16 protein-coding genes are annotated in these 17,973 nt (G+C 63.2%); all 16 read left to right on the forward strand.

Annotated elements, in window-relative coordinates:
- Window positions 1–80 precede the first annotated feature (80 nt).
- The 16 genes from EV679_RS13040 (at window position 81) to EV679_RS13115 (ending at window position 17,937) form a co-directional block, all read left to right on the forward strand.
- Entirely contained in the window at window positions 81–1,613 is a 1,533-nt protein-coding gene (locus EV679_RS13040; protein WP_130487443.1) for an indolepyruvate oxidoreductase subunit beta family protein, read from the forward strand.
- An 88-nt stretch (window positions 1,614–1,701) separates the two neighbouring features.
- Window positions 1,702–2,373 carry a MarR family winged helix-turn-helix transcriptional regulator gene (locus EV679_RS13045; RefSeq protein WP_341272965.1) on the forward strand — a complete coding sequence of 224 codons (672 nt, stop codon included), beginning with the start codon at window positions 1,702–1,704 and terminating at the stop codon, window positions 2,371–2,373.
- Between the two features lie 32 nt (window positions 2,374–2,405).
- Window positions 2,406–2,861, forward strand: coding sequence for an acyl-CoA thioesterase (locus tag EV679_RS13050; protein ID WP_068369878.1), 456 nt, complete (start codon window positions 2,406–2,408; stop codon window positions 2,859–2,861).
- Window positions 2,862–3,015: 154 nt separating this feature from the next.
- Entirely contained in the window at window positions 3,016–5,307 is a 2,292-nt protein-coding gene (locus EV679_RS13055) for a bifunctional salicylyl-CoA 5-hydroxylase/oxidoreductase (RefSeq protein ID WP_130487444.1), read from the forward strand.
- Window positions 5,308–5,410: 103 nt separating this feature from the next.
- Window positions 5,411–6,544 (forward strand): cupin domain-containing protein, encoded by a 1,134-nt coding sequence (locus EV679_RS13060; protein WP_068369872.1) that lies wholly within the window; start codon window positions 5,411–5,413, stop codon window positions 6,542–6,544.
- Window positions 6,545–6,696: 152 nt separating this feature from the next.
- On the forward strand, window positions 6,697–7,620 hold the full coding sequence (locus EV679_RS13065) for a fumarylacetoacetate hydrolase family protein (protein ID WP_127774497.1): 924 nt from the start codon (window positions 6,697–6,699) through the stop codon (window positions 7,618–7,620).
- Between the two features lie 18 nt (window positions 7,621–7,638).
- Complete coding sequence (locus EV679_RS13070; RefSeq protein WP_130487445.1) at window positions 7,639–8,658, forward strand: carbon-nitrogen hydrolase family protein; 1,020 nt, start codon at window positions 7,639–7,641, stop codon at window positions 8,656–8,658.
- Between the two features lie 6 nt (window positions 8,659–8,664).
- Window positions 8,665–9,423, forward strand: a complete 759-nt coding sequence (locus tag EV679_RS13075; protein WP_127774495.1) for a maleate cis-trans isomerase family protein — start codon at window positions 8,665–8,667, stop codon at window positions 9,421–9,423.
- Between the two features lie 130 nt (window positions 9,424–9,553).
- Entirely contained in the window at window positions 9,554–10,345 is a 792-nt protein-coding gene (locus tag EV679_RS13080; protein ID WP_130487446.1) for a cyclase family protein, read from the forward strand.
- Window positions 10,346–10,850: 505 nt separating this feature from the next.
- Entirely contained in the window at window positions 10,851–11,822 is a 972-nt protein-coding gene (locus tag EV679_RS13085) for a PDR/VanB family oxidoreductase (RefSeq protein WP_130487447.1), read from the forward strand.
- Window positions 11,823–11,910: 88 nt separating this feature from the next.
- On the forward strand, window positions 11,911–13,341 hold the full coding sequence (locus EV679_RS13090; RefSeq protein ID WP_238591341.1) for an aromatic ring-hydroxylating dioxygenase subunit alpha: 1,431 nt from the start codon (window positions 11,911–11,913) through the stop codon (window positions 13,339–13,341).
- Complete coding sequence (locus EV679_RS13095; protein WP_130487448.1) at window positions 13,338–13,814, forward strand: aromatic-ring-hydroxylating dioxygenase subunit beta; 477 nt, start codon at window positions 13,338–13,340, stop codon at window positions 13,812–13,814. The genes EV679_RS13090 and EV679_RS13095 overlap by 4 nt, the downstream gene beginning before the upstream one ends.
- Before the next feature lie 10 nt (window positions 13,815–13,824).
- Window positions 13,825–15,519, forward strand: coding sequence for an AMP-binding protein (locus tag EV679_RS13100; RefSeq protein ID WP_130487449.1), 1,695 nt, complete (start codon window positions 13,825–13,827; stop codon window positions 15,517–15,519).
- Window positions 15,516–16,724: a thiolase family protein gene (locus EV679_RS13105; RefSeq protein WP_130487450.1), complete on the forward strand. Its 1,209-nt coding sequence runs from the start codon at window positions 15,516–15,518 to the stop codon at window positions 16,722–16,724. Before EV679_RS13100 ends, EV679_RS13105 begins: the two co-directional genes overlap by 4 nt.
- Window positions 16,721–17,188: a Zn-ribbon domain-containing OB-fold protein gene (locus EV679_RS13110; protein ID WP_130487451.1), complete on the forward strand. Its 468-nt coding sequence runs from the start codon at window positions 16,721–16,723 to the stop codon at window positions 17,186–17,188. The genes EV679_RS13105 and EV679_RS13110 overlap by 4 nt, the downstream gene beginning before the upstream one ends.
- Before the next feature lie 20 nt (window positions 17,189–17,208).
- Window positions 17,209–17,937: an SDR family oxidoreductase gene (locus EV679_RS13115; protein ID WP_068369845.1), complete on the forward strand. Its 729-nt coding sequence runs from the start codon at window positions 17,209–17,211 to the stop codon at window positions 17,935–17,937.
- The last annotated feature ends 36 nt before the right edge of the window (window positions 17,938–17,973 follow it).

The raw sequence follows: 17,973 nt of genomic DNA on the forward strand, positions 1-17,973 counted from the left end.
CAGAGGCGCCGCCCGGTGCGAGAGGGACAAGGTAATAGAGGCCGTCCGGCGTGCAGCCGGAAGCACCGCAGGATAAGAAAATGAAGACAAACGTACAACCGATCAAAATCGCCATTCTCGCCATGGGCGGCGAGGGCGGTGGCGTGCTGGCAGACTGGATCGTCAGCCTGGGCGAGCACAACGGCTATATTGCGCAGACGACTTCGGTGCCTGGCGTGGCGCAGCGTACCGGCGCTACGATCTACTACGTCGAACTGTTTCCCGAGGAAGAGGCGAAAAAGAACGGCAAGGAGCCGGTTCTGGCGCTGATGCCCATGCCGGGGGATGTGGATGTCGTGCTCGCCTCCGAACTGATGGAAGCCGGTCGTGCGGTGCAGCGCGGCCTGGTGACGCCGGAGCGCACGACCCTGCTGGCATCTACCCACCGGGTGTATTCCATTGCAGAAAAATCTGCCATGGGCGATGGCCGGGTCGATAACGAGGCGCTGATCCGCCACGCGACACGGGCATCGCGCCGCTTCATCCATTTCAATATGGAGCAGGCTGCCGAGGAAACCGGCAGCGTTATCAGTGCCGTGCTGTTCGGCGCGCTGGCGTCGGCGGGTGTGCTGCCGTTCACGCGGGAACAGTTCGAAGCCACCATTGAGCGTGGTGGCGTGGGCGTCAAGCCCAGCCTGCGCGCATTCGGCTATGCCTTTGACCGCGTCGGCAAAACGCAATCCGACGCAGCCGGCCAGGCCGCAGCCGATGGTGCCCAGACCAGTGCTGCACCGCGTCCGGCCATGGAACCCAAGGACCCGGTACTCAAGCAGCTGCTGGCGCGGCTGGAGCATGAGATTCCTGCCGCCGCGCGCGACCTGGCGCTGGAAGGCGTGCGCCGCACGGTGGATTACCAGGATGCTGCCTATGCCGGGCTCTACCTGGACCGCCTGGTGCGCGTGCGCGATGCCGCGCGGCAGGATGATGCCGTATTGCTGCGTGAAACGGCCCGCTACCTGGCGCTGTGGATGTCCTACGAGGATGCGATCCGGGTGGCGGAACTGAAAACGCGTGACACCCGCTTCCAGCGCGTGCGCGGCGAGGTCCGTGCCAAGGAAGAGCAGATTCTGGCGATCCAGGAGTTCATGCATCCCCGCGTCGAGGAAATCAGTGAAATTCTGCCTGTGGCGGCGGTGGGGCGCTGGCTGATGCGGCCTACTTGGGGCAATTGGCTGGTGCGTCGCTTCACGCGCCAGGGGCGCGTCATGCGTACCAGTTCGCTGCGGGGCTACTTGCCGCTCTATCTGCTGTCCGGCTTCAAGCGCTGGCGCCGCAATACCTTGCGCTACGCCACCGAGCAGCAGCGCATCGAGGAATGGCTGGCGCACGTGATCGCTTTCGCGCCCGCGCATCCGGCGCTGGCCTTGGAAGTGGTGCAATGCCAGCGCCTGGTGAAGGGCTATGGCGACACCCACGTGCGCGGCTGGAAGAATTTCCAGACCTTGATGGGCGCGGTGGCGAACAAGCGCGAAAACCTGGCGCCGGACACTTTGCGCAGCCTGCGCGAAGCGGCACTGGCGGATGAGCACGGTCGAGAACTGAATGTCGCCTTGCAACGTTTTGCACTGGCCTGAGACAGGAGTTTCAGGCGGATACAGCGCATTGTTCCAGATCAAGTATTTGTTCTTCTGAATTGTTTACCTATCAAGTAATTAAGGTAGAATGACCAACACCGCACAGACATTGCAAAAGCAGGGCGCGTGCCAGGACATTCCGCCCGCGCCGGGACAGTTATCGGCAAGCGTGCCCAGCGCCAGGCAAGGCCGGCGCCGTGCACGGATAGCCAAACAGCAGGAAGAAATCACCATGGAGCACAAGGACAGTTCGCACGCATTGCTGCACGAGGCCCAGGAGCTGGGTTACGAAGGGCGTGTGCGTTCTCAGGATCCGGCCAGCCTCAAACTGTGGCTGCGGATGATGGCCTGCACCAAGCAGGTGGAGGACGAAATCCGCCGCCGCCTGCGCTTGAACTTTGATATTTCCCTGGCGCGTTTCGACTATATGGCGCAGCTGTATCGCTATCCGGACGGACTGAAGATGGGCGAACTGTCGCGCTATCTAATGGTTACCGGCGGCAATATCACGGGGCTGACCGACGAGTTGTCGCGCGAGGGCTTGGTCTCTCGTGCCAGCAGCCCAACTGACCGGCGCGCCTGGATACTGAGGCTGACGCCCGAGGGACGCAGCAGTTTCGAGGTCATGGCCAAAGCCCATGCGGGCTGGGTGACCGAAATGTTTTCCGGGCTGGAGCCCGAGGCGGTACGTCAGTTGCATCAGCATCTGGGCGCCTTGCGGGTCCACCTGGTCAATCTGGCGGCCGGCCAGCAAAGCTGAGCCGGTATCGCAAATTTCATGACAGGTGGCAGATGACTGATACAACTGTATTCCAGCGCCCGCACCGCATCCGGTTCTCCGAATGCGATCCGGCGGGCATCGTGTTCTACCCGCAGTATTTCGTGATGTTCAACGATCTGCTTGAGGCCTGGGTGGATGCCATCACGACCGGCGGTTTCCACGACATGATAGGCAGGCAGCAGGTGGGAATGCCGACCGTGCATCTGGAGGCCGATTTCAAGGCAATCAGCCGCATGGGCGACGATGTGGTCCTGAGCCTGGCGGTGGAGCACATGGGCAGCCGCTCGCTGCGGTTGGTGCTACGCTGTATTGGTACCGATGGCGTGCTGCGCATGCAGGTTAACCAGGTCATCGTGACGACCTCGCTGGTGACGCACAAGGCCATCCAGATTCCCGATGCGCTGAGGCAGGCCATGCAGGCTTATGTACTGCCCCAGGAAGTGGTGGCGGGAGAAGGCGCCGCCTAGGGAAAAGGAGCATATACGAGGCAATTTTTTTGCCCATATACTTTATAAATAAAATATTCAGCGATAAAAATAATCATGCGGTAGTTTTTCTGATCCGGCTGGCGGCGGCGCAAAAATGGGCGGCGGCGGGTGCGGAAAAGGTGTGGAGAGAGCCATGAAGATTGTATGTATGGGTGGCGGGCCGTCCGGCCTGTATTTCGGATTGCTGATGAAGCTGCAGAATCCGTCCAACGAAGTGATCGTGGTGGAGCGCAACCGCCCCTACGACACCTTTGGCTGGGGCGTGGTGTTCTCCGACGCCACCATGGAGAATCTGCGCATTGCCGATCCGGTGTCGGCCAAGACCATCGGCGACGCTTTCAACCATTGGGACGACATCGAGATCCATTTCAAGGGCCGCGCCTTGCGCAGCGGCGGTCATGGATTCATCGGTATCGGCCGCAAGAAACTGCTGAACATCCTGCAGGCGCGCTGCGAAGAAGTCGGGGTCGAGCTGGTGTTCGAAACCCAGGTAACCGACGACCAGAACCTGGCTCGCCAGTACGGCGCCGACCTCGTGATCGCTTGCGACGGCATCAACAGCATCGTGCGCAAGCGCTACGAGCAGACTTTCCAGCCTGATATCGACCAGCGCAACTGCCGCTTCGTCTGGCTGGGTACGCACAAGGTGTTCGACGCCTTCAATTTCATTTTCGTGGAAAACGAGCACGGCTGGTTCCAGGCACACGCCTATCGCTTCGAAGACGGTACCTCCACGTTCATCGTGGAAACGCCGGAAGAAACCTGGCAGAAGGCTGGCATCGGCGAAATGAGCCAGGAAGAGGGCATTGCCTACTGCGAAAAGCTGTTCGAGCCCTACCTGGACGGCCACGGCCTGATCAGCAACGCGACTCACCTGCGCGGTTCCGCCATCTGGATCCGTTTCCCGCGCGTCATCTGCCGCAATTGGGTGCAGTGGACCGAGCCGGAGCCCGGCCGTCGTGTGCCGGTGGTGCTGATGGGCGATGCTGCGCATACCGCGCACTTCTCCATCGGTTCGGGCACCAAGCTGGCGCTGGAGGACGCCATCGACCTGGCGCAACGCCTGCGCGACAAGCCGCTGGAAGCGGCCTTGCAGGATTACGAGGCGCTGCGTGGCGTGGAAGTGCTGAAAATCCAGAACGCCGCGCGCAATTCCACCGAGTGGTTTGAAAACGTGTCGCGCTATGCCGGTCTGGAACCGGAACAGTTCGCCTATTCGCTGTTGACGCGTTCGCAACGCCTGTCGCACGAGAACCTGCGGCTGCGCGACCCGGCGTGGCTGGAGGGCTACGAGGCCTGGCTGGCCACGCAGGCCGGCAGCGCACCGGCGGCCGACGGCAAGGCGCCGATGCCTGTTTTCACGCCATACCGCGTGCGCGGTGTGACCTTGCCCAATCGCATGGTGTTCTCGCCCACGCTGACCTATTCCTGCGTGAACGGCGAAGGCATGCCGAATGATTTCCACCTGACGCATCTGGGGGCACGTGCCCTGGGCGGCATTGGCCTGGTCATGACGGAAATGGCCGCTGTGACGCCCGATGGCCGCATTACGCCGGCATGCCCCGGCCTCTGGAGTGATGAGCAGGCGGGCGCCTGGAAGCGCATTACGGATTTCGTGCATCAGCATACCGGCAGCCGCATCGGCGTGCAGATCGGGCATGCCGGCCGCCGTGGCGCCACCCAGGCCGACCCGCGCCAGTCCGACCAACCGCTGGCCGAAGGCGCCTGGCCGCTGGTGTCGGCTTCCGCGCTGGCTTACCAGCCGGGACGCACCCAGGTGCCGCAGGCGCTGGATCGCGACGGCATGAAAGCGGTGACGGCTGCTTTTGTCGCGGCGACGCAGCGCGCGGCGCAGGCCGGGTTTGACTGGCTGGAGCTGCAGGCGGGCCACGGCTTCCTGCTGTCGAGCTTCATTTCGCCGCTGACCAACCAGCGGGACGACGAATTCGGCGGTGCGCTGGAAAACCGCATGCGCTTCCCGCTCGAAGTGGTGCGTGCCGTACGTGCGGCCTGGCCCAAGGACCTGCCCCTGTCGGTGCGGATTTCCGCGACTGATTGGGCCGAAGGCGGCACGACGGTAGACGACGCCGTCGCCATCGCCCGCATGCTGCGCGAAGCTGGTGTGGATGTCGTGGATTGTTCCAGTGGGGAAGTCACGCCGGACCAGAAGCCGGTTTATGGCCGTATGTTCCAGACGCCGTTTGCGGATCGCATCCGCAACGAAGCGGGCATTGCCGCCATTGCCGTGGGCAATATCAGCGAGCTGGACCAGGCCAACGGCGTGATTGCCTCGGGGCGAGCCGACCTGTGCGCGCTGTCGCGGCCGCTGCTGGCCGACCCGCACTGGCTGCTGCGCGAAGCGGCGCAGCTGGGCAGCAAGGATGCCCCGTGGCCGGCAGCGTACTTCTGGGGGCAGGACTGGTAGGAACGGCAGGGCAAGCGCGGCGCCATCGCGGCATAAGGGCGTTGTTGGGTGAGTCCCGGGCCAGGCGCAGCGGCCGGCCCGGAGTCAGGCAAAGGAAAACATCATGAGCAATACAAGTTACGACACTTATCGCGAGAACGTGGCTGGCCGTGCGGATGTGGAAGATACGCCGGAGCTGGTGGCCTACTACAAAGACCTGGACCGCCTGAAGGCAGGCGCGCTCTGGACCGTGGCCAACAAGATCGAGCCGTGGCAGCCCAAATCGGATTCCGTGCCGGTGCTGTGGCGCTACCGCGAGCTGCGCGATCACGTGCTGCGCTCGGTTTCGCTGGTCACGCCGGAAAAAGCCGGCCGCCGCGTCATCTACCTGAACAACCCCGGCCGCCAGGAAGTCTCGGCCGCCGTGGGCTGGCTGTACTCCGGCCTGCAGGTCATGCACCCCGGCGAGGCAGCTTCGGCTCACGCGCACTCGTCGTCGGCGCTGCGCTTCATCATGGAAGGGCGGGGCGCCTACACCATTGTCGACGGTCACAAGATGACGCTGGGCGCCAATGATTTCGTGCTGACGCCCAATGGTACCTGGCATGAACATGGCGTCGAGGCCGACGGTCTGCCCTGCATCTGGCAGGACGGCCTGGATATTCCGCTGGTCAACGCGCTGGAAGCCGGTTTCTACGCCGTGCACCCGGACCTGAGCCAGGCGGTGGGTTACCCGGTGGATGATTCCGTGTCCATCTGGGGCGCTGCCGGGCTGCGCCCGCAGAATGTGGGCTGGAGCAAGCCGTACTCACCGCTCTTCAAGTATCAGTGGGAGCCGACCTACGAAGCGCTGCGCAAGCTGTCGGGGGCGCGCGAGGACAATCCTTTCGATGGCGCGCTGATGCACTACACCAATCCGGTCAGTGGCGGTCATGTCATGGCCACCATCGGCGCCAGCATGCAATTGCTGCGCCCGGGCTTCGAAGGCAAGGCTCATCGCCACACCGGCAGCTTCCTGTACCAGGTGGCCAAGGGCAAGGGCTATTCCATCATCAATGGCCAGCGTTTCGACTGGCAGGAACGGGACATCTTCTGCGTTCCGTCCTGGGCCTGGCACGAACACGTCAATGCCTCGCAAAGCGAAGATGCCTGCCTGTTCTGCTTCAACGACCTGCCGGTCATGGAAAAGCTCGGCCTGTATCGTGAAGAAGCGCTGGCCGACAACGGCGGCCATCAGCCGGTCCTGTCGCAGGAATAATGCCGCAGCCCGGTGTGCGCTGGGCCACCGGGCCGCTTTCAATCACACCGCCGGGCAGCCATCAAGGCTTGCACGGTCCAGCAGTGCCGCCGGCAACGGCGGCGGGAATCTAGGCCGCAGCGCATCGTCGCGGCCCATTACGGAGAAAAGAAATGCGTCTTGTCACTTACCGCACCGAACCGGCAGCCGCCGGACGCCTGGGCGCCATCGTCGACGACCTGGTGGTTGATCTGGAACTGTTTGGCGACGTCGCCGGCCAGCCCCTGCCCGACAACATGTTGGACTTCATCGACCTGGGCCCGTCGGCCGTCAAGCTCACCAGCCAGCTGCTGGCCGAGATGGAAGGTGAATTCCCCGTGGGCGTGGCGCTGCCGCTGGCCAACGTCAAGCTGCTGGCGCCGATTCCGCGCCCCCGCAAGAACATCTTCGGCATCGGCCTGAATTACGTCGAGCACGTGGCCGAATCCAGCCGTACCCTGGATACCTCCAAGGAACTGCCCAAGGAGCCGGTGATTTTCTCCAAGCCGCCCACGAGCATCATCGGGCCGGGGGATGCCATCGAGCACAACAAGAAGATTACCCAGCAACTGGACTGGGAAGTGGAGTTGGCGGCCATTATCGGCACTCGCGCCACCCGCGTGAAAAAGGAAGATGCGCTGAAGTACGTGTTCGGCTACAGCGTGATGATCGACGTCAGCGCACGCGATTGCCGCCGCGCCGGCCAGTGGATCTATTCCAAGGGTCAGGACACCTACGCGCCCTTCGGGCCGGTCATCGTCACTGCCGATGAAATCCCGGATCCCCACGTGCTGGACCTGAGCCTGACGCTCAATGGCGTGACCAAGCAATCGTCCAATACGCGCCACATGCTGTTCAAGGTGGATACCCTGATTGCCGATATCAGCGCAGCCATTACGCTGGAACCGGGCGATATCATCGCCACCGGCACGCCCGAAGGCGTGGGTGCCGGCCGTTCGCCACAGGAATGGATGTGGCCGGGCGATGTGGTGCATGCCGTGGTCGAAGGCATCGGCGAATTGCGCCATCCCGTGGTTGACGCCACGCCGTTGGACTAACAGGGAAAGAGGCCTGTCATGTTGAATCTTCCCCGTTTCAAGGCAGCTGCCGTGCAGGCGGCGCCGGTTTTCCTCGATACCGATGCGACGGTCGACAAGGTTTGCGCGCTGATCCGCGAAGCCGCGGACAATGGCGCCAAGCTGGTTGCCTTCCCGGAAGTCTTCGTGGCAGGCTACCCCTACTGGAGCTGGATCATGAATCCGGTGGAGGGCAGCCCCTGGTTCGAGAAACTGGTGCGCTCCTCTATTGAGATTCCCGGCCCGGAGATCGCCAAGATCGCTCAGGCTGCGGCACGCCATGACATCAATGTCGTGATCGGCGTCAACGAGCGTTCGCGCTACGGCATCGGCACGATCTACAACACGGTTGTCACCATCAGCAATGAAGGCCGCATCCTGGGGCGCCACCGCAAGTTGGTGCCAACCTGGGCGGAAAAGCTGACCTGGACGCCGGGCGACGGTTCCGCCTTGCGCGTGCATCAGACCAACATCGGCCCGCTGGGCGCGCTGGCCTGCGGCGAGAACACCAATACGCTGGCGCGCTTTGCGCTGCTGGCGCAAGGCGAACTGGTACACGTGGCCAGCTATATCGCCTTGCCGGTGGCACCGGCGGACTATGACATGGCCGAAGCCATCAAGGTCCGCGCCGCCGCGCACTGTTTCGAAGGCAAGCTGTTCACCATTGTGTCCTGCTCGACGGTGTCCGAAGAAATCATCGCTGCGATGGAAGCCACGCATCCGCAAGCGCGCGAGCTGCTGAGCCGCCGCAACAGCGCCTTCTCCGGTTTCCTGGGCCCGGACGGGCGCGTGATCGGCCAGCCGCTGATCGACGATGAAGGCATCGTGTATGCGGAGCTGGATCTGTCGCGTTGCATCCAGCCGCGCCAGATGCACGACATTACCGGCCACTACAACCGCTTCGATGTGTTCGACCTGCGCGTCAACCGGCGTCCGCTGGAGGCCGCCCAATTCAACGATGGCGGCGCGCCGCTTCCCGAATTTGACCTCGAGCCGGTGCGTCCCGGCGAGGCGGAGTAAAGCATTATGAGCAATCAGATGAATTACCGCATCGGCCAGATCGTCCCGTCGTCGAATACGACGATGGAAACCGAGATCCCAGCCATCCTGCGCGCGCGCGAACTGGTGGCGCCGGAGCGCTTCACCTTCCATTCGAGCCGTATGCGCATGAAGCATGTGACCAAGGAAGAGCTGAGCAAGATGGACGGCGACAGCGACCGTTGCGCATTGGAACTGTCCGACGCCAGGGTGGATGTGCTGGGCTACGCCTGCCTGGTCGCCATTATGAGCATGGGGCGCGGCTACCATCGCGTGTCTGAGCAGCGACTGCACCAACGCACCGTGGAAAACGGCGGGCCGGCGCCGGTGGTGACCAGCGCCGGTGCGCTGGTGGACGGCCTGCATGCGATAGGCGCGAAGAAAGTCTCCATCCTGGCGCCCTACATGAAGCCGCTGACGGCGCTGGTCATCGACTACATCGAAAACGAAGGCATCGAGGTCGTTGACAGCATTTCGCTGGAAATCCCCGACAACCTGGAAGTCGGCCGCCAGGACCCGCGCGCGCCCATCGAAATCACCAAGAAGCTCAACACCCAGGGCGTGGATGCGGTGATCGCGTCGGCCTGCGTGCAGATGCCTTCGCTGGCCTCGATTCAGGCGATCGAGGACCGCGTCGGCCTGCCGGTGCTGTCGTCGTCGGTGGCAACCACCTACATGATGCTCAAGCGCCTGGGGTTGGATACCTCGGTGCCGGGCTTCGGATCGCTGCTGTCGGGCAAGTACTGACGCAGGCTGCGCCACCCGCCTTGCCCGGCCGGTGGCGTGGCCCGGCCCGCCCGGTGCCGCCGGGCGGGCTGCCTGCAGAACACAAGCGGCAGCTCCAATGACGGGCGCCGCAAAAAAGGAGGAGCAAGACATGGCTGGAGAACAAGTTCTGGGTACCCTGGTGCAGGCGTTGGCAGGTGGCAGCGTGCGCATCGTCGACCTCACACAGGTGCTGTCGCCGCGCTTTCCTGCGCTGCAACTGCCGCCGCAATTCGGCCAGACCGCCGGCTTCAGCATCGAGCGCATCAGCCGCTACGATGAAAACGGCCCGGGCTGGTACTGGAACAACTTCACCTGTGGTGAACATACCGGTACCCATTTCGATGCGCCCGCGCACTGGATCACCGGCAAGGACCACCCCTGCAATACTGTCGATACGATCCCCGCTGAAAATTTCGTGCGTCCGGCAGTGGTCATTGATGCGAGCGCGCAGGTAGCGCAGGATGCAGACTGGCTGCTGACACCTGAATTCCTGGAAGCGTGGGAAAGCCAGCATGGGCGCATCCCCGAAGGGGCCTGGGTGCTGTTCCGTACGGATTGGTCATTGCGTGCCGATGATGCCGAGGCCTTCCTGGGCATGCGTGAAGATGGCGCCCATACGCCCGGCCCATCGCAGGCGGCGGTTGAGTGGATGATTCACCAGCGCAAGGTGCATGGCTTTGGCGTGGAAACCATCAATACCGATGCCGGACAATCCTATGCCTGGCCCGTGCCGTATCCCTGCCATACCCTGATGCATGGCTCGAACCGCTACGGCCTGCAGTGCCTGAAGAACCTGGACAAGCTGCCGCCGCAAGGCGCGGTGATCCTGTCGGCGCCGCTGAAGATCGAAGGCGGCTCCGGCAGCCCGCTGCGCGTGCTGGCGCTGGTGCCCGCAGCATAAATACATTGCTGCGCACCGGCTGGCAGGCAGGCCGGGCGTGGTGTGGGGAACCCTCTCGGGTCTCGGGAGGGGTATTGACCACACGCCTAAGCGCAAGCCCTGGACTTTAGTCCGGGGTCAAGCGTGGCGGTATTTATCAGGTGCCGCAGGCACCCCCGTAGGGTGGCGGAGAGGCTTCGGCCTTCAGGCCGAAGTTCTTCACAGCAGCACCCGGGTTATCGGGTGCTGTTTTTTTTGTCCGGACGGCGGGCAGCCAGCAGGAAACCGGCTGCCCGGGGAATGAATGCAGGCGAATACAGGGCAGGGCGTCTGTCCCTGGCCAGTTTCGTCAATTACTATACTTTTCACGTTTTTCTTCAAGCATTCAGAGAGAAATTTTTCCATCAGTACATACGCTTAATGGTTTCCTACCATTTTCAGTGGAATATGTTTAGAAATAAACTATTCATCACTGATATAAGTCCTTGGCGCTGGCGCTTTGGGGCGCTGCACGTAGGAGATGATGATGGAAATTCTGGATCTGGTTGTCAGCGACACCAGGCAATTGACCCCCCTGGTGCGGCAGATCACGCTGCGTTCAGTGGACGGCGCCGCCTTGCCGGCAGCCCAGGCAGGGGCACACCTGAAGATCGCGATTCCCGGACTGGACGAGCCGCGCTGCTATTCGCTGGTGCTGGCCGGAGAAGAATCCTGTACGGATGATGGGCCGCAGCAGGCGTACTGCCTCGGGGTGCGCCTGGAGTCGGACAGCAGTGGGGGCTCGCGCTTCATGCACGCCCTGAAAATGGGGGATCGCGTACAGGCCAGTGTGCCGCGCAATGATTTTCCCTTGCAGGAACATGCAGGCCAGGCCGTGCTGATTGCCGGTGGTATCGGCATTACCCCCATTCTCAGCATGGCAGTCGCATTGCGTTGTGCAGGCCGCCCGTTCCAGACCCACTACTGCGCCAGCAGCCGCGAGCACATGGCATTCCTGCCCGAGCTGCAGGCCGTGGCCGGCGATGGCCTGGCCTTGCACCCGGCCGATGAACCCGGTGGCCGGCTGGACCTGTCGCAACTCATGGCCAGCGTCCCGCGCGACAGCCATCTTTATGTGTGCGGCCCGCGCCGCATGCTGGACGCCTTGCTGGAGCACGGCAAGGAACTGGCCTGGCCGGCCTGCCAGCTGCACTTCGAATTGTTCGAGACGGCAACCCCGCAGGAAGGCGACCAGGCGTTTGAAATCGAGCTGCGGCAATCGGGCATGGTTCTGCAGGTGCCCGCCGACCGCACGATTGCGGATGTGCTCGAAGAAGCCGGTTGCGATCCCATGTACGACTGCAAACGGGGTGAGTGCGGCGTGTGTTCGGTCGATGTGCTCGACGGCACCCCCGATCATCGCGACTACTTCCTGTCCGACTCCGAAAAGGCGGCAGGCAAGGTGATCCAGATCTGTATTTCACGCTCGAAAAGCCCGCGGCTGGTGCTCGATCTCTGAGCCGCTGCGCAAAGTACGCCTGGCGCCTGGCGGCACTGGCAAGGATACCGGCCCGGCCAGGCAACAGGATAACGATAGGGAGACTGATATGACGATGGAAGCGCAGTCAGCGGTAGCAACGGCGCCCCACGCGGCACCTGGCGCCTGTGGAACGGCGATCCGCCAGCCCGGCGAAGCCGGCGGGGTATCTGCCGGCAAGTACCGCAACAACCCCGCCGCAATACGCGCCCTGGTGCGCGACACGGAGGTCCACAAGGATTTGTACGTCGACCCGGAGCTGTTCGAGCTGGAGATGCGCCATCTCTTTGCCAATACCTGGGTGTATGTCGGCCATGCCAGCCAGGTGCCGAACAAGGGCGACTATTACACCACTACGGTGGGTACTGAGCCCGTCATCATGGTGCGTCACACCGATGACAGCATCAAGGTGCTCTATAACCGCTGCCCGCACAAGGGCGTGAAGATCGCAGCCGAGGCCTGTGGCAATACCGGGAAATTCTTCCGCTGTCCGTATCACGCCTGGACTTTCCGTACCGACGGCCGGCTGCTTGCGATTCCGCTCAAGAAGGGCTACGAGAACACCGGCTTTGAAAACAGCGAAGCGACCCGGGGCATGGCGCCGGTCGGAGCGGTGGAGGTCTATCGTGATTTTGTGTTCTGCCGCCTGAATCCCGAAGGCGACGATTTCCAGAGTTTCTTCGGCGAATCGCTGTCCACGCTGGACAACATGGTGGACCGCTCGCCGGAGGGCCGCCTGGAAGTGGCTGGCGGCGTGGTGCGCTACATGCATCACTGCAACTGGAAGATGCTGGTAGACAACCAGACGGACACCTGTCACCCGATGGTCGCGCACGAATCCTCGGCGGGAACGGCAGTCAAGGTCTGGAACGAGGCGCCGGAAGGCACGCCCAAGCCCATGGCGGTAGAGCTGTTCGCGCCCTTCATGTCGCCCTATGAGTTTTTCGAAGGCATGGGCATCCGAGTCTGGCAGAACGGCCATGGGCACACCGGTGTGGCGGATTCCATTCATGCGGCCTACTCGGAAATCCCGGAATACTGGGACCGCATGGTGGCGGCCTATGGCGAGCAACGAGCCAAGGAAATCCTGGGCGACGTGCGTCACAACACGGTTTATTTCCCGCACATCATGGTGAAGGGCCCGATCCAGACCCTGCGTATCTTCAAGCCGGTGGCCGTGGACAAGACACTGGTCGAATCCTGGACTTTCCGGCTGGTGGGCGCGCCGGACAAATTGCTGGAACGCACGCTCATGTACAACCGGCTGATCAATGCACCGACCTCGGTGGTGGGCCATGACGACCTGGAAATGTACGAACGCGCCCAGGAAGGCCTGCAATCGCGTGGCCGCGACTGGATGAACGTCGGGCGCCTGTATGAAGCGGGCGAGGAAGACCGGACCAACGTCGTGACCAACGGCACCAATGAAATGCAGATGCGCGCCCAGTTCCGGGCCTGGTTGCGCTACATGCTGGCTGACATGCAAGGAGAACAGGCATGAGCGTGACCAAGGACGAGCTGGCGGACTTCGTGTATGCCGAGGCGCGCATGTTGGACGAGCAGCGTTTCGAGGAATGGCTGGCGCTGTTCACGGCAGATGGCCGCTACTGGATGCCGCTCAGTCACGGCCAGACTGATCCGGTGCTGGAGAACTCGTTGATGTACGAAGACGGCCTGTTGCTGCGCATCCGCGTCGAGCGCCTAGCAGGGCAGCGCACATTCTCGCAGCAGCCCAAGAGCCGTTGCCATCACCTGTTGCAAAGGCCGGAGGTAGAGCAGCACGGCGAGCAAGGCGAGCACGTGGTACGCACCGCCTTCCATTACACGGAAACCCGGCAGGACCAGCAGACCATGTATGTCGGCTGGACTCGCCACCATCTGGTGGAAACGCCGGATGGCCTGCGCATCCGCCTGAAACGCGTCGACCTGCTGAACTGCGACGCGCCCTTCAGCAATATCCAGCTCTTCATGTAACGAGGCTACGATGAGCAAAAGCCAAAGTTCCACCCAGGAGCGGCCTGCCGCCGATCCCTTGTCCCATCCGGCCCAGGCGCCATCGGTCTATGAGGCCTTCGCCCGTACCGCTGCCCGCTGGCGTCAGCGGCCTTTTCTGTGCGTTCTGCCGGAAACCGCTGCTATCTATGGCGACGCGGCCGGTGAATGGAGCTATGCCCAGGTGCTGGCGGAAGTCGATGCCCTGGCGCAAGCCTATGCGCGGGCCGGCTACGGTCATGGTCACCGGGTCGGCCTGCTACTGGAAAACCGCCGGGTCTTTTTTTCGCACTGGTTTGCACTTAACCGCTTGGGCGTCTCGGTTGTGCCCATCAGCGCGGAGATGCGCGCGTCGGAACTGGAATACCTGATCGGCCATTCCGAACTGATCCTGGCAGTTTCCCTGGCGGGTCGTCATGCGGACCTGCTGGCGGCGGCAGAGCGCGTCGGCCGCCCGCTGGCGGTCATGACGGCCGATGAGACGCCACCTGCCGCCTTGATGCCGGCACCGGCCAGTGGCGAGCCGGACCTGCGCACTGAATGCGCCTTGCTTTATACCTCGGGCACGACCGGGCGCCCCAAGGGCTGCATGTTGTCGAACCGCTATTTCCTGCGTGCCGGGCAGTGGTATGCCGAACTGGATGGGCTGGTATCCCTGAAGCCGGGAGCGGAGCGCATGCTTACACCCTTGCCGCTCAACCACATGAATGCCATGGCGACCTCGGCGATGGCTATGGTCATGACGGGCGGCTGTCTCATTGCCCTGGACCGCTTCCATCCGCGCAGCTGGTGGCAAAGCGTGCGCGAGTCCGGCGCCACCGTGGTGCATTATCTGGGCGTCATGCCGGCGATCCTGATGAAAGCGCCGGAGGAAGCCAGCGATACCCGTCATGCCGTGCGTTTCGGTTTTGGCGCTGGTGTTGATGGCAAGCTGCATGCGCCATTTGAAGCACGCTTCGGCTTTCCGCTGCTGGAAGCCTGGGCCATGACGGAAACCGGTGCAGGCGCGGTAGTGATCGCCAACCACGAACCCAGGCATGTGGGCACGCATTGTTTCGGCAAGGAAAGCGCTGCCATGCAAGTGCGCCTGGTGGCCGACGACGGCAGCGATGCGGTGCCGGGCATGCCGGGTGAACTGTGGGTGCGCAGCAGCGGGCCAGACGCTCGCGACGGGTTTTTCAGTGCGTACTGGAAAGACCCGCAGGCGACCGAAGAAGCCTGGCAGGGCGGCTGGTTTCATACCGGGGATATCGTCAGCCGGGGCGAGGATGGCCAACTGCATTTCGTAGACCGCAAGAAGAACGTGATCCGACGCAGCGGCGAAAACATTTCCGCCGTGGACGTCGAGACCGTGCTGTTACAGCATCCCGCAGTGAAATCGGTAGCGGTCGCGGCTGTGCCAGACGACGTACGCGGCGACGAAGTGCTGGCGATGGTGGTGCCGCATGCCATGGCGGCCGATACCTCGGCCAGGCAGGCGGCTGCGGTCGAACTGGTGCAATGGGCGCTGGGCCAGATGGCGTATTACAAGGTGCCGGGCTACGTGGCCTGGGTGGATGCCTTGCCCCTGACTGCCACCAACAAGATACAGCGTGGTGAAATCCGGGAGCTGGCCCGCCGCCTGATGGCCGAGGCAGATGCCGTAACCGATACCCGTGCCATGAAAAAGCGGCAGGAGGCAGCATGACGGTACAAGCGGATGCCGGGCCTGCCAGGGCAGGCGGCAGGCAGCAGGGCTACGACGGCGTGGCTGTCGTGGTGCCGGTGACGGTGCCGTACCAGCGTTTCTCCGGGCAAACAGCGCACTGGTGGCTGGGGCAGGCCCTGCGCCAGCTTTTGCAGGGCGCCGGTGTGGACAAGTGCGAGGTGGACGGCCTGTGCGTTTCCAGCTTTACGCTGGGCAGTGATACTGCCGTGGGGCTGGTGCAGCATTTCGGCCTGTCACCGCGCTTCCTGGAGCATATTCCCATGGGTGGGGCCAGCGGCGTGGTGGCCTTGCGGCGCGCGGCGCGCGCGATCCAGGCGGGAGATGCGCAAGTCGTGGCGTGCATTGCCGGCGATACCAACCAGGCCGGTTCGTTCCAGGAAACCATCAGCCAGTTCTCGCGCTTCAGCCAGGACGCGGTACTGCCTTATGGCGCAGGCGGGCCAAATGCCAGCTTTGCCTTGCTGACGGATCACTACATGCGCCGCTATGGCGCGCGCCGCGAGGATTTCGGACGCCTGTGCGTGGCACAGCGCGACAACGCCTTGCGCAATCCGCATGCCTTGATGAAAAAACCTTTGAGCCTTCAGCAATATATGGAGGCCCGCCCGATTGCAGACCCCATTCACCTGTTCGATTGCGTGATGCCGTGCGCTGGCGCCGAAGGCTACCTGGTCATGAGCGCAGACCGCGCCCGTCAGCTGGGCCTGCCCGCAGCGCGCATCCTGGCAACCCAGGAACGCCATAACGCCTTTCCTGAAGACGATATCCAGTATCGCGGCGGTTGGGCGATGGATCGCGAGGCGTTCTATGCCCAGGCCGGCGTGGGGCCGGACGCAGCCGATTTTTTCGAGGCCTACGACGATTACCCGGTGATCAACTTCATGCAGCTGGAAGACCTGGGTTTTTGCGCCAAGGGCGAAGCGGCGGCGTTCGTGCGCCGCAATGATTTCACCATCAGTGGCAGTTTGCCGTTCAACACGTCGGGCGGTCAGCTTTCTGCCGGCCAGGCCGGGGCAGCAGGGGGATATCTGGGCCTGGTGCAGGCGCTGCGGCAACTGACGGGCCAGGCTGGCGCCATGCAGGTAGCGCAGGCCCGTATCGGGCTGGTTTCCGGCTTCGGCATGATCAATTACGACCGTGGTCTGTGCACGGCGGCAGCCATGCTGCAAAGGGAGAAGGCATGAGCCAGGACACGAACACGCCCCAATGGGATGCGGCTCGCTGGCCGGCGCAGCCGCTGGATGCACCGGCAGAACAATTGCCGCCACGCCTGCGTAGCGGTGCGGGATTGGCGTTGGCCAGCGGCGAGGGGCTGGGCCGCCTGCGCCTGCAGGTTTGCCAAGGCTGCGGACAGACGCAGTATCCGCCACGCGACGTCTGCGTCCATTGCCTGGACGACGCCCTGGATTGGCAGGATGTGCCGCAAGGTGCGCGGCTGGTGGCCAGCACCACGCTGCATCACAGTCATTTCCCGTATTTCCAGGCGCGTCTGCCCTGGCGTATCGCCACCGTGCGGCTGGATTGCGGACCGGTGGCTGTCATCCATCTGGGCGACGGCTGCCGGGAGGAACCGGGAGAGCGCCTGAGTGTGACCTTGCGGCGCGATGGCGGCGGCATGGCCGTGTTGTTCGGCCAGCCGGAAGAGTGAGTGGCAAACAAGGAAGAATCATGAGCGAGCGAAATATAGCAGTGGTGACTGGGGGTAGTGCCGGGATAGGCGCGGAGATCTGCCGCCAGATGCTGGATGCCGGCTATGAAGTGATATCGCTGGCGCGGCGTGCGCCGGAATGGCGCCATACAAGGTTGCGCAGCGTGCAGGTGGATTTGCTGGACCCGCAGGCTACGCAGCAGGCGGCGCAGGCGGTGGCCGGCCAGCACCCGGTGACGCATTTCGTGCATAACGCTGGCGTGATCTGGCCCAAGTTGCTGGGCGACGTCACCCAGGCAGAGTTGCAGGGGCTGACGCAATTGCACCTGGGGGCAGCCATAGACATCATGCAGGCGATTCTGCCGGGCATGCGCGAACGCGGCTGGGGCAGGGTGGTGCTGATGTCTTCGCGCGGCGCGCTGGGCCTGCAGACGCGCACGGCCTACTCCGCGACCAAGGCCGGGATGATAGGCATGGCGCGTACCTGGGCGCTGGAGCTGGCAGGCAATGGCATTACGGTGAATGTCGTGGCGCCGGGACCGGTGCAGACCGACATGTTCCACGATGTCGTCGAAGCTGGCAGCGAGCGTGAGCGCAAGATCGCCGCGTCGATTCCAGTTCAGCGCCTGGGCCGTCCCGATGACGTGGCGCGTGCAGTCATGTTTTTTGGCGACAGCGCCAATGGTTTCGTGACCGGGCAGGTGCTGTATGTCTGTGGTGGAGCCAGCGTGGGCACGCTGGTGATCTGAACGGTGCCTTTGCAATAAGAAAAACCGGATCCGAAC

Source organism: Kerstersia gyiorum (assembly GCF_004216755.1).
Lineage (GTDB): Bacteria > Pseudomonadota > Gammaproteobacteria > Burkholderiales > Burkholderiaceae_B > Kerstersia > Kerstersia gyiorum.